Annotated in this window: 7 protein-coding genes; 4 read left to right on the top strand and 3 right to left on the bottom strand. The window is 71.1% G+C overall.

Annotated features, from left to right (window positions below; all coding sequences use genetic code 11):
- The first annotated feature begins 1 nt into the window (after position 1).
- From ACTOWY_RS27900 to ACTOWY_RS27890, 3 genes are read left to right on the top strand one after another with little or no spacing between them, the layout of a single operon-like run.
- Positions 2-1,255 carry a glycoside hydrolase 5 family protein gene (locus tag ACTOWY_RS27900; protein ID WP_441312664.1) on the top strand — a complete coding sequence of 418 codons (1,254 nt, stop codon included), beginning with the start codon at positions 2-4 and terminating at the stop codon, positions 1,253-1,255.
- Positions 1,248-4,298, top strand: coding sequence for an alpha-mannosidase (locus ACTOWY_RS27895; RefSeq protein WP_441312581.1), 3,051 nt, complete (start codon positions 1,248-1,250; stop codon positions 4,296-4,298). The genes ACTOWY_RS27900 and ACTOWY_RS27895 overlap by 8 nt, the downstream gene beginning before the upstream one ends.
- Positions 4,298-5,206: a glycosyl hydrolase family 18 protein gene (locus ACTOWY_RS27890; protein WP_441312580.1), complete on the top strand. Its 909-nt coding sequence runs from the start codon at positions 4,298-4,300 to the stop codon at positions 5,204-5,206. Before ACTOWY_RS27895 ends, ACTOWY_RS27890 begins: the two co-directional genes overlap by 1 nt.
- Positions 5,207-5,225: 19 nt before the next feature.
- On the opposite strand, the gene ACTOWY_RS27885 is transcribed toward ACTOWY_RS27890, so the two are convergent.
- The 3 genes from ACTOWY_RS27885 to ACTOWY_RS27875 form a co-directional block, all read right to left on the bottom strand.
- Positions 5,226-8,519 carry an error-prone DNA polymerase gene (locus tag ACTOWY_RS27885; RefSeq protein WP_441312579.1) on the bottom strand — a complete coding sequence of 1,098 codons (3,294 nt, stop codon included), beginning with the start codon at positions 8,517-8,519 and terminating at the stop codon, positions 5,226-5,228.
- Complete coding sequence (locus ACTOWY_RS27880; RefSeq protein WP_441312578.1) at positions 8,519-10,036, bottom strand: DNA polymerase Y family protein; 1,518 nt, start codon at positions 10,034-10,036, stop codon at positions 8,519-8,521. The genes ACTOWY_RS27885 and ACTOWY_RS27880 overlap by 1 nt, the downstream gene beginning before the upstream one ends.
- A gap of 725 nt (positions 10,037-10,761) precedes the next feature.
- Complete coding sequence (locus ACTOWY_RS27875) at positions 10,762-11,640, bottom strand: hypothetical protein (protein WP_441312577.1); 879 nt, start codon at positions 11,638-11,640, stop codon at positions 10,762-10,764.
- A gap of 343 nt (positions 11,641-11,983) precedes the next feature.
- On the opposite strand from ACTOWY_RS27875, the gene ACTOWY_RS27870 reads away from it, so the two are divergent.
- Positions 11,984-12,625, top strand: a complete 642-nt coding sequence (locus ACTOWY_RS27870; RefSeq protein WP_441312576.1) for a hypothetical protein — start codon at positions 11,984-11,986, stop codon at positions 12,623-12,625.
- Positions 12,626-12,636: the final 11 nt, after the last annotated feature.

Raw genomic sequence — 12,636 nt, 5'->3', positions numbered from 1 at the left:
CGTGCGATTCGGCGTCAACTACACACCTGCGCGGGACTGGTTCTTCCACTGGCTGGACTTCGATCTGGACGCGGTGCGGCGGGACCTGGACTCGATCGCGGGCCTTGGCCTGGACCACATCCGGGTGTTCCCGCTGTGGCCGGTGTTCCAGCCGAACCGGAACCTGGTGCGCGGCAACGCGGTCCGGGATCTGCTGGCGGTGGTGGACGCGGCAGCCGAACGTGGTCTGGACGTGGCCGTCGACGGGTTGCAGGGTCACCTGTCCAGCTTCGACTTCCGTCCATCGTGGACGGTGAGCTGGCACCGGCGGAACATGTTCACCGACCCGGATGTCGTTGCCGGGGAAGCCTTCTACCTCAAGACGCTGGCCACCGCGCTGGCGGACCGGCCGAACTTCCTCGGCATGACGCTGGGCAACGAGGTCAACCAGTTCTCCGACAAACCGCACCCGGACCCGGATCCCGTTGGCGTGGACCAGGCCGAGTCGTGGCTGCACCAGCTCCTCGCGGCCTGTGAGGACGGCGCGCCCGGCAAGTTCCACACGCACTGCGCCTATGACGCGGTGTGGTTGCAGGACGGGCACCCGTTCACCCCGGCGCACGCGGCCCGGATCGGCGCGGCCACCAACGTGCACTCCTGGGTGTTCAACGGCACCGCGCAGCGCTACGGCGGTGACTCCGCGGCCACCGCGCACTACGCCGAATACCAGGTCGAACTGGCCGCCGCCTGGGCCACCGATCCGGCCCATCCGGTGTGGTTGCAGGAGGTCGGCGCGCCCGCCCCGCACATCCCGGCCGAACGCGCGGGCGAGTTCGCCGCGGCCACCGTGGCGAACGCGCTGTCCTGCCCGAACCTGTGGGGCATCACCTGGTGGTGCTCGCACGATGTGAGCCGGGAGCTGGCCGACTTCCCCGAACTGGAGTACGGGCTCGGCCTGTTCACCAACGACAACCAGCGCAAACCCGCCGGGCAGGCCATCGCGGACGCGGTCGCCGCGCAGAAAACCGCGCCTGCCCAACGGATTGTGCGCAAGACCGCGCTGGTGCTCGACGTCGGCGACGAGCACACCGCGCCCGCCCGGTCCACCTGTGGCCCCGGCGGGGAGTTCTTCGAAGCCTGGCTGCGCCTGGCGCGGCAAGGCGCCCGACCGGCCGTCGTGCGCGCATCGGTCGCCCACGACGCCGAACACCTTGCCGCCCGCGGCATCTCCGAGGTTGTGCACGTGCCGGACGTCTGGAGTAGCAAGCATGCATGACGACCACAAGCTGATCGAGGGCCGGATCGAGCGGGTGCTGCGGGAGCGGATCCGCCCCGCGGTCTACCCCAGCTCGGTCGGCGTCGACCTCGCCGTGTGGCACGCCCCCGGTGAGCCGGTGCCCGCGGCCGAGGGCCTCGCCGCCGAGTACGAGCCCAGTGCCGTTGGCGCGCAATGGGGTCCGGCCTGGGGCACCAGCTGGTTCCGGCTCACCGGCACGGTGCCGCCGGAATGGGCCGGACTGGCCGTGGAGCTGGTCTTCGACCTCGGCTTCGACGAGAAGATGACCGGGTTCCAGTGCGAGGGCCTGGCCTACCGCGCCGACGGCACCCCGGTGAAGGGCCTCAACCCGCGCAACACCTGGCTGCCGGTCGGCGATCCGGCCCAGGGCGGGGAGGAGGTCGTCTACTACCTGGAGGCCGCGGCCAACCCGGTGCTGCTGGACTACATCCCGTTCCAGCCCACCCAGGAGGGCGACCGGCTCACCTCCAGCGACGCGCCGCTGTACCGGATCGCGCGGGCCGACCTGGCCGTGTTCGACCACCAGGTGTGGCACCTGGTGCAGGACATCGAGGTGCTCTACCAGCTCATGCTGGAGCTGCCGCTGACCGAGGCCCGGCGCTGGGAACTGTTGCGCGCCCTGGACCGCGCCATCGACGCGGTGGACCTGCAGGATGTCAACGGCACCGCCAGCGCGGCCCGCGCCGAACTGGTGGACATGCTCAGCCGTCCCGCGCACACCAGCGCGCACCAGGTCTCCGCGATCGGGCACGCGCACATCGACTCGGCCTGGCTGTGGCCGCTGCGGGAGACCGTGCGCAAGGTCGCGCGCACCGCCGCCAACGTGACCAACCTGATGGACGAGCACCCCGGCTTCCACTTCGCGATGTCCCAGGCGCAGCAGCTGGCCTGGATCGAGGAGCACCACCCGAAGGTCTTCGCCAGGGTCAAGGAGAAGATCGAGAACGGGCAGTTCGTGCCGGTCGGCGGGATGTGGGTGGAGTCGGACACCAACATGCCCGGCGCGGAGGCGATGGCCCGGCAGTTCGTGCACGGCAAGAACTACTTCCGCTCCCGCTTCGGCATCGAGACCAACGAGGTGTGGCTGCCGGACTCCTTCGGCTACACCGCGGCGATGCCGCAGATCGTGCGTGCCTCGGCCTCCCGCTGGTTCCTCACCCAGAAGATCAGCTGGAACCAGACCAACAAGTTCCCGCACCACACCTTCTGGTGGGAGGGCCTGGACGGCACCCGGATCTTCACCCACTTCCCGCCCGCGGACACCTACAACTCCGAGCTGAGCGGCAAGGAGCTGGCGCACGCCGCGCGCAACTACCAGGAGAAGGGCAAGGCCACCCGCTCGCTGGTCCCGTTCGGCTGGGGCGACGGCGGTGGCGGCCCCACCCGCGAGATGCTGGCCCGCGCGGCTCGACTGTCCGATGTGGAGGGTTCGACCCGGGTCACGGTCGAACCGCCGGGTGAGTTCTTCCGCAAGGCGGAGGAAGAGTACCCGGACGCACCGGTGTGGGTGGGCGAGCTGTACCTGGAGTTCCACCGCGGCACCTACACCAGCCAGGCCAAGACCAAGCAGGGCAACCGGCGTAGCGAGCACCTGCTGCGCGAGGCCGAGCTGTGGGCGGCCACCGCGGCGATCCGGCTGGACGCGGCCTACCCGTACGAGCGGCTGGACCGGCTGTGGAAACTGGTGCTCACCAACCAGTTCCACGACATCCTGCCCGGCTCCTCGATCGCCTGGGTGCACCGGGAGGCCGAGGAGACCTACGCCGCGGTCGCCGACGAGCTGAACGAGATCATCGGTGCGGCGCAACAGGCCCTGGCCGGGGCCGGGGCCCAGCCGGTGGTGTTCAACGCGGCCCCGCACGCCCACGCCGAGGTCCCAGCCGCGGGCGCGCTGACCCGCGGTGAGTTCACCGGACATCCGGTCACTCTGTCCACAGTGGACGATGCAACGGTGCTGGCCAACGAGTTCGTCACCGTGACCGTGGACGGCGATGGCCTGATCAGCTCGATCCACGACCAGCTCGCCGACCGCGAGATGATCGCACCCGGCGCGCGGGCGAACCTGTTGCAGCTGCACCCGGACTTCCCGAACATGTGGGACGCCTGGGACGTGGACTCCTTCTACCGCAACAAGGTCACCGACCTGACCGCGGCGAAGACGGTCAGCGTGGAGACCAACTCACCAGAGCTGGCCACCATCCGGATCGAGCGGTCCTTCTCCGTCTCCACCGTCACCCAGCTGCTCACCCTGCGCGCGGGCAGCCGGTCGGTGGAGATCGACACCGAGGTGGACTGGCACGAGACGGAGAAGTTCCTCAAGCTGAGCTTCCCGGTGGACGTGCAGTCCGACCGGGTGGCCGCGGAAACCCAGTTCGGGCACGTGTACCGGCCCACGCACACCAACACCAGCTGGGACGCGGCCAAGTTCGAGATCTGCGCGCACCGCTGGGTGCACCTCGGCGAACCGGACTACGGGGTGGCGCTGGTCAACGACTCCACCTACGGCCACGACATCAGCCGGAGCGCCCGCGCGGGCGGTGGCACGGTCAGCGTCATCCGCGCCTCGCTGCTGCGCGCGCCGCGGTTCCCGGACCCGCAGACCGACCACGGCGTGCACCGGTTCCGGCACGCGCTGGTGGTGGGCGCGGACAAGGCCGACGCGGTGCGCGCCGGGTACCGGATCAACCTGCCGGAGCGGGTGGTGCCCGGTTCCGGCGCGGCCATCAGCCCGCTGGTCACCGTGGACAACCCGGCCGTGGTGGTCGAGTCGGTCAAGCTCGCCGAGGACCAGAGCGGCGATCTGGTCCTGCGGCTCTACGAGGCCCTGGGCTGCCGCGCCAGGACCCGGCTCGCCCTCGGCACGGAGGTCGCCGCCGCGTACTCCACCGACCTGCTGGAACGCCGCTGGGACGAGACAACCGAATTCGAGGTGACCGGCAACGGGTTCGACCTGAGCCTGCGCCCCTTCGAGATCATCACCGTGCGACTCCCTCGAACCCCTGTCACCGAAGGAGATCACTGATGCGCAAGCTGCTCACGGCGGCAGGCGGGGCACTGGTCCTGTTGCTGGCGATGGCCTTGCCCGCGCAGGCCGCGCCCTACCAGCGCACCGTCGTCTACTACCAGACCCAGTACAGCAACGGGGCCACCGGTGACTACGTCTCGCCGTTGCCGTTGCTGACCAACAACACCGGGGTCACCGACCTCATCGTGGCCGCGATCCACCTCAACGCGGACACCTCGGTGCACCTCAACGACCACCCGCCCGCGCACGAGCGCTACACCCAGATGTGGCGGGACCTCAAGACCATGCAGGACCGCGGTGTCAACGTGATCGGCATGGTCGGCGGCGCGGCCCAGGGCACCTACGCGAACCTGGAACGCGACTTCGGCACCTTCTACCCGCTGCTGAAGAACGTGATCACCACCTACGGGCTCAACGGCGTCGACCTCGATGTCGAGGAGAAGATGTCCCAGGCTGGCATCAACAAACTGATCGATGCGCTGCGCACCGACTTCGGCAGCGGCTTCATCATCACCCTGGCCCCGGTGGCCAGCGCGCTGTATGGCGGCGGCAACATCTCCGGCTTCAACTACGAAACGCTGTACCGGGACCGCGGCAGCAAGATCGACTGGTTCAACGCCCAGTTCTACTGCGGCTGGGGCAGCATGGCCAGCACCACCGGCTACGACCGCATCATCGACCGCAAGCTCATCCCGGCGGCCAAGGTGGTCGCCGGCGTGATCACCAACCCGGCCTCCTGCGGCGGGTACGTGGAACTGGACACACTGAAGACCACCATCCGCGCGCTGGTCGCCAAGTATCCGACCTTCGGCGGCGTGGACGGCTGGGAGTACTTCAACGCCAACCCCGGCGGCACCGCCCGCCCGTGGGAATGGGCCAAGGAGATCACCGCGGCCATGCGCTGAACCCGGCATCCCGGTGCGCTCACTGGAAATCGCGGGAGCGCACCGGGATCCGCAGGTCCAGCACGGACAGGTGCTCCGCGCGCAGGCTGATCACCGTGCCGACCCGCTCCACCACCCCGCGCACCACCAGCGCCGAGGACGTCCGGGCGATCCGGCGGTAGCGGGCCCACACACCCTGGACGCACACCACGTTGACCATGCCGGTCTCGTCCTCCAGGTTGAGGAAGGTGACCCCGCCCGCGGTGGCCGGGCGCTGCCGGTGGGTGACCGCACCGCCCACCGCGACCCGCCGCCCGTTGTCCACAGTGGACAGTTCGGCGGCGCTGAGCACACCCCGCTCGGTCAGTTTCCCGCGCAGGAACTGGATCGGGTAGCTGTCCGGGGAGATCCCGGTGGCCCACACGTCCGCGATGGCCTGTTCCAGCTTGTCCATGCCCGGCAACGGCGGCGCGGCGTCGCCGACCGTGGTGCCCGGCAGTTTCTCCGGTCCCTCCCTGGCCACCGCGCCCGCGGCCCACAGCGCGGCCCGGCGGCTCAGCCCGAAGCCACTGAACGCGCCCGAGGTGGCCAGCGCCTCCAGTTGCGGCAGGCTCAGCCGGCAACGGCGGGCCAGGTCGACCATGTCCACGAACGGCGCCTTGGCGCGTTCGGCCACGATCCGCTCGGCTAAGGGCAGACCGACCGTGCGCACCGCGGCCAAGCCCAGTCGCACCACCGGTTTGTCCGGCTCACCGGGTTCCAGCCCGGCCTGCGGTTGGCTGGCGTTGATGTCCGGGCCGAGCACGGTGACCCCGTGCCGCCGGGCGTCGGCGACCAGGGACTGCGGTGAGTAGAAGCCCATCGGCTGGGCGCGCAGCAGCGCGGCACAGAACGCGGCCGGGTAGTACAGCTTGAACCAGCTGCTGGCGTAGACCAGCAGCGCGAAGCTGAGCGCGTGACTCTCCGGGAAGCCGAAGTTGGCGAAGGCCAGCAGTTTGTCGTAGATGCGCTGGGCGCGCTCGCCGGTGATCCCCTTGTGTCCCATACCGGTGAAGAACCGGTCCTTGAGCCGGGCCATCCGCTCGCCGGAACGCTTGGACCCCATGGCCCGGCGCAGTTCGTCCGCCTCGGCCGCGGAGAACCCGGCCACCTCCACCGCGATCTGCATGAGCTGCTCCTGGAACAGCGGCACGCCAAGGGTTTTCGCCAGCACCGGTTCGAGCAGCGGGTGCTCGAAGGTGACCTCCTCCTTGCCGTTGCGGCGACGGATGTAGGGGTGCACCGAACCGCCCTGGATCGGACCGGGCCGGATCAGCGCGACCTCCACCACCAGGTCGTAGAACTTCTCCGGCCGCATCCGGGGCAGGGTGGCCAGCTGGGCCCGGCTCTCCACCTGGAACACGCCGATCGCGTCGGCCCGGCACAGCATCTCGTACACCGCGGGATCGGCCAGGTCCTGCCCGAGCTGGTGCAGGGTGACCTTCCGGTCGTGGTGCTGCTCGACCAGGTCGATCATGTAGTGCAGCGCGGAGAGCATGCCCAGGCCGAGCAGGTCGAACTTGACCAGGCCCATGGCCGCGCAGTCGTCCTTGTCCCACTGCAGCACGCTGCGGTTCGCCATCCGGGCCCACTCCACCGGGCAGGTCTCGCCGATCGGGTCGTCGGAGATCACCATGCCGCCGGAGTGAATGCCCAGATGCCGTGGCGCGCCTTCGAGTTCGGCGGCCAGCTCCAGCACCGGCAACGGGATCTCGGTGTCGTCCACAGTGGACTCCATCGGCCCCCAGCGCTCGATCTGCTTGCTCCAGGCGTCCTGCTGGCCGGTGGAGAAGCCCAGTGCCTTCGCGGTGTCCCGCACCGCGGACCGGCCGCGATAGGTGATCACGTTGGCCACCTGTGCCGCGTGACTGCGGCCGTAGCGTTCGTAGGCGTACTGGATCACCTCCTCCCGCCGGTCGGACTCGATGTCCAGGTCGATGTCCGGCGGCCCGTCCCGCGCCGGGGCGAGGAACCGCTCGAACAGCAGCTTGTACTTCACCGGGTCGGCGTGCGTGATGCCCAAGGCGAAGCACACCGCCGAGTTGGCGGCCGATCCCCGTCCCTGGCACAGGATGTCCGCCTTGACGCAGAACCGCACCAGGTCCCACACCACCAGGAAGTACCCGGCGAACCCGAGGTCTTTGATCATCGCCAGCTCGTGCTCGACCTGCCGCCGCTGCGCGGCGAATTCCGCACCCTCGGCGACCCGCTTGCGCAGCCCCAGGTAGACCTGTTCACGCAGGTAGCTGTCCTCGTCGTGGCCCGGCCCCACCGGGTAGGGCGGCAGCCGCGGTTTGACGCTGTTGAGGTCGAAGCGCAACCGGATGCCCAGTTCGGCGGCGGTGGGCACCGCGGTCGGATAGCGCCGGAACCGCTCGGCCATCTCCGCGCCGGAGCGCAGGTGCGCGGCTCCCGCGGCAGGCAGCCAGCCGTCCATCTCGTCCAGGCTGCGCCGGGCCCGCACCGCGGCCAGCACGGTGGCCAGCCGGTGCCGGTGCGGCGCGGAGTAGTGCACCGCGTTGGTGGCCACCACCCGCAACCCGGCCCGCTCGGCCAGGCCGGCCAGCCGGTCGTTGCGGATGGTGTCGCCGGGCAGCCCGTGATCGGTCAGCTCGACCACCACGTGCTCCCGCCCGAACAACGCCACCAGCCGGTCCAGCTCCCGCCCGGCCGCGTCAACGCCACCGGTGGCCAACGCCTGGCGCACCATGCCTTTCCGGCAGCCGGTCAGCACCAGCCAGTCCTCATCCGCCTGCGCGGCCACGTCTTCCAGCTCGTAGACCGGCTTGCCCTTCTCCTGCCCCGCCATGTGCGCCTTGGTGATCGCCCGGCACAGCGAGCGATAGCCGTGCGCGTTCCGGGCCAGCACCAGGAGGTGGCTGCCCTCCGGGTCCGGGATCCCGTTCTGCGGCATGGTCAGCCCCAGGCTCAGCTCGGCCCCGAACAGTGTGCCCAGCCCGTGCGCCCTGGCCGCCTCGGCGAAGCGCACCACGCCGTACATGCCGTCGTGGTCGGTGATGGCCAGCGCGGTCAGCCCCAGCCGCGCCGCCTCGGCCGCCAGTTCCTCCGGGTGGCTGGCGCCGTCCAGGAAGCTGAAGTTGGAGTGGCAGTGCAGTTCGGCGTAGGGCACCCGCGGCGGCAGCTGGCTGGGCGGCAGGTCCGGTTCGTAGGCGGCGCGGCGGCGGGTCCAGGCCGGGCTGTCCCCACCGTCGCCGGGATGTTCCTCGTCCCTCGGCGTGCCGGACAGCGCCCGCTCGAACTCCTGCCAGCTCACCGGCGGGTTGTTCCAGCCCACTAGTCGTACACCCCTTCCACCTGCCAGGACCCGTTGACACAGGCCAGCAACAGCGCCTGCCCGTCGGCCAGCAGCACCTGTAATCGGGCCACCCGGTTCGCGCCCTGCTCCGGCGGCAGCCACCAGCGCTCCTCCACCGTCCACGGCCCGGCCCAGGCGGTCACCAGCCGCGACCGTCCACTTTCGACAGTCACCTCATACGGCACACCGCTGATCCGCTGCCGCGCGCTGACCCCGATCAGGTTGCCGAGCCGATCCCGCACGATCGCGGCCACCGGCTCCTCCGGCACCAGCGTCGGCGAGGGCGCGGGCAACTGTCCCGGCCACGGCGGTTCCGGATCATGCCGGGCCCTCGGCTCATCCCCCCAGGGCACCAGCCGGACGCGCTCCCCAGGACCACGCCCACCGCCGATCACCCCGGTGCACACCGCGTCCGGCCCCAGCATCCCCTGCACCCGGACGAAGGCCCGCCCGGCGCGTTCGGCCAGTTGCGCGGCACCCTCGCCCTTCCACAGGTCGAGCTGGAGCACCCCGGCGTCGACCACCTCCTCCGGCTCCACCCGCAGCAGGCTGATCCCGGCGGTGGGCCCGCCCGCCCGCAGCCAGCCGTCCAGCTGCCAGCGCACCCGGTCGGCGATCCCGTTGGCGGTCAACGGTTCCGCACACCGCCACACCCGGCTCAGCTCCTCGCCGTGCTCGGTCCGGGCCTGGATGCCCAGCCGGGTGCAGGCCAGCCCGCGCGCGGTCAGCAGCGTGTGCAGTTGTTCGGCCAGCGCCCGCGCCGCGAACGCCGCCGCGTCCACCCGCTCCACCGGCGGATCCAGCACCTGCGCCACGGCCAGTTCCGCAGGCGGCAACCGCCGGTCCGCGGGCCGTTCCTCCAGCCCACGCGCCAGCCGATGCGCCCGCACCGCCCCCGCCCCGAACCGCGAGGCCACCTCCCGCTCCGGCAACGCCCCGAACTCCCCCAGCGACCGCAACCCCAGCCGCCGCAACAAATCCACCAGCTCCCCCCGGCCGCTCAGGCGCTCCGCAGGCTGGTCCAGCTCGCCAATCCCCAACGGCGCCAAGAACTCCGGACTCCCACCCGCGGGCACCAGCACCCCCCGATGCGCCGCCAGCGTCGCCGCGAACAACCCGTCAGCCACCCCGACCTGGCACTCCACCCCCGCCAGCGCGCCCACCTGGTCCACCAACCGCTCCGCGGCCCCCGCCGCCCCGAAGTACCCCACCGGCCCCTGGGCTGGCAACGCGACCAACCCCGGCCGCACGATCTCGATCCCCGGCGCGAGTTCCTCGATCCCCGACGCCACCGGCTCGAACAACCGCGCATCCCGGGTCTGGTCGTCCTCGAACACCACCAACTCCGGACAGCGCCCCTCGGCCTCCCGCCGCCGCAACCCACGCCGGATGCCCTCCACCCGCGCGGTGACCGAGCAGGCGAGCACCTTGCCGCCCGCGAACACGGCGCAGGGGGTGCGCGGGTCGAGCCCGGCGGCGGCGATGGCGGCGGTCACCGGCCAGTCCGGGCACCAGAGCACGAGCAGGCGCAGCGGGCGGTAACCAGCGGGGATCGCGGGCAGCGCGGCTTCCGGGACCCGGTGCGCGAGCCCGGCGTAGCGCGCCAGCCCGGTACCGCCGCCGGTAGGACGGGGAGGGTGGCCCGGCTCGGTACCACCGCCGGTAAGACGAGGAGGGTGGCCCGGCTCGGACGGCTCGGCTCCCGGCGGGGTTGCCGCCGCCCCGGTGCCACCACGCTGGCGGGATGGCGAAGCTCCCGCTGCCCCGCGCACCAAGCCGCGGCCACCGCGCTGGTCAGGCTGCCCCGACGCGGCCGCCCCAGCCCCCGGCCCGCCGCCGGGCAGGCCGGACTGCCCCGGCTCCGACGGCGCGGATCCTGGCGAGCCGGACTCCAGCCCAGTCCCGTCACCCAGGCCAGGTCGTCTCGACTCCGAGAACACGAATCCCGGCGCCTCGGCCGCCAGCCCGCGGCCACCCCGCCGGTCAAACGGCTCCGGCGCCAACGGCACGGACTCGGGTGACGCGGGCCCGGACAGCACGGCCTCGGACACTGCGGATTCGGACACCGCGGATTCGGACACTGCGGACTCGGATACCGCGGACTCGGATACCGCGGACTCGGACAACTCAGGCTCGGAGAACGCGGGCCCGGACAGCGCGGCTCCCACCGTGCTGCCGCCACCCCGGCCGGACTGCCCCGCCCCCGGTTCGGCCGCCATCATCAGCCCGCCAGCGCCGCGTCCGCCGCGACACCCACACCCGAAACGCCCGCCGCCGCAACACCCACAGCCGCGGCACCCGCTGCGATGCCCACCGCAGCAGCACCCGTCACCGCAGCACCCGTCACCGCGGCACCTGTCGCCGCATCCACCGCTGCAGCACCCGCCGTTGCAGCACCTACCGCCGCAACGCCCCTCGTCGTGGCATTCCCTGCCGCGGCGACCACCGCGGGACCTCTCCCCGCCGCGGCATCCACTGCCGCAACACCCACTGGCGCGACGCCCACCTCGCCGAACTCATCCGGTGGTGGCGTGCCCGGTCCCGCCAAGCTCAGCCAGTCGCGGCGGGGGCGGGTGGCGGCGCGTCTGCCGCTGACCTCGATCAGCAGTTCGCTGTTGGTGAACTGGCCGTGGCCGTTCGCCAGGCCGTGCCAGCGGATGTCCACACAGGACAGTTGGAGGTCGGCGCCCGGCCAGGTGCCGAAGGCGAGCAGCACCGAGCCACGGTGGCGGGCCCGGACTTCCAGCTTGCGGGCCTGGGCGGGGGCGAGCGCGGCCGGGTTCGCCAGGACGACCAGGTCCAGGCCGTCGAGCAGGGCGGCGGTCACCGCCGCCGATTCCCGGCGCGGCCGTGGTACCAGGGCCAGGCGTTGTACCGCCACCCCCGCTTCCGCGGCGGCGACGAGCCCCAGCCCCGGCAGCCCAACCACGGCGGCCCAGGAACCGGCGGCGGTGGCCGTCGACAGCAATCCCAGCAGGAGTGCTGTCGACCCGCGCACCGCTACGGTGCTGCCGCGGCGCAGGCCACCCCCTGGGAGAACGGCAGCCAGCTCCGCGCGCACCGGCAGCATCCGCCCCAAGGCACGATCGCCGGTGGTCACGGCAACCCCATTTGCCGTGACCACCTCAGCGAGCGCTGCCAGCGAGGCAACTGCCACCTCAACACCGCCTTCCCACGTTCACGTGCACGCACCCAGGTGCACGTCACCAAGCCGTGGGAAGTCGGCTGATCGAGTTCCCCGGAACCCCGGCACCGGTTTCCTCGACTCAATCGAACAGGTGTTCGATCGATGGGAGTATCTAATCGGGTTGAGGGGGTGAAGGTCAAGTGACGTCACCCGTTTTTTCGAACTGACGTTCGAGCGCCACACTGTCGGGCAGAACGATGTTCGACCGTCACGCTCTGGGGGTTTGATGACCGCGGTTCCACCACCCGGCTGGGGGATGCCGAAGCCTCGCAGGCATCGCAGCACCATCCCGCTGGTGATCCTGCTCGTCGTACTGGTGCTGGCGATCATCGGCGGCGGGATCTTCGCCTACGTCCAGTACGAGTACGCGCACAAGGACTACGGCACCTCGCCGAACACTCTCAGCTCGAACCCGTTGTGCGACAAGGTGTCCGGGCAGGTCAAGGAGCGCGCCCGGACCACCAACCCGGACAAGGCCGAGCTGCGGAAGTACGACAACGGCAGCCAGATCGCCTGGTGCGGCTGGCGGCAGACCAAGGGCAAGGACGGCGAGGGCCAGCGCTTCCTGCAGGTCGAACTGGCCGACTCCACCGAGAGCACCGACACCCGGCGGGCCGAGGACCTGGTGGAGCGGCTGGAACTGGCCAAGCGCTACGCCGGCGGCGACTACCAGGTGGACAAGCTCGACGGCGTCGGCGACGAGGCCTACTTCGCGGTGAAGAAGCCGGCCACCACCAGCATCACCACCGTCGAGGTCCAGGTGGGCGCGCGCAACGCGAACGGCTTCGTCAAGGTCACCTACAGCGGCTTCGACGTGGGCACCTTCAGCAAGCGCCAGCCGAACCTGGACGACCTGAAGACCGCGGCGGTCGCGGTCACGCGGGATGCCCTGCGCTGACCACGACCGCC

Origin of the sequence: Crossiella sp. CA198 (assembly GCF_052078295.1) — a bacterium.
GTDB lineage: Bacteria > Actinomycetota > Actinomycetes > Mycobacteriales > Pseudonocardiaceae > Crossiella.
Note: the sequence above shows the minus strand (reverse complement) of the source record. Positions and strands in the feature narration are given on the sequence as shown.

Excerpts from the sequence above, each read along its gene's own strand:
- ACTOWY_RS27895 (WP_441312581.1), top strand. The coding sequence starts at position 1,248 with ATGCATGACGACCACAAGCTGATCGAGGGCCGGATCGAGCGGGTGCTG.
- ACTOWY_RS27890 (WP_441312580.1), top strand. The coding sequence starts at position 4,298 with ATGCGCAAGCTGCTCACGGCGGCAGGCGGGGCACTGGTCCTGTTGCTG.
- ACTOWY_RS27870 (WP_441312576.1), top strand. The coding sequence starts at position 11,984 with ATGCCGAAGCCTCGCAGGCATCGCAGCACCATCCCGCTGGTGATCCTG.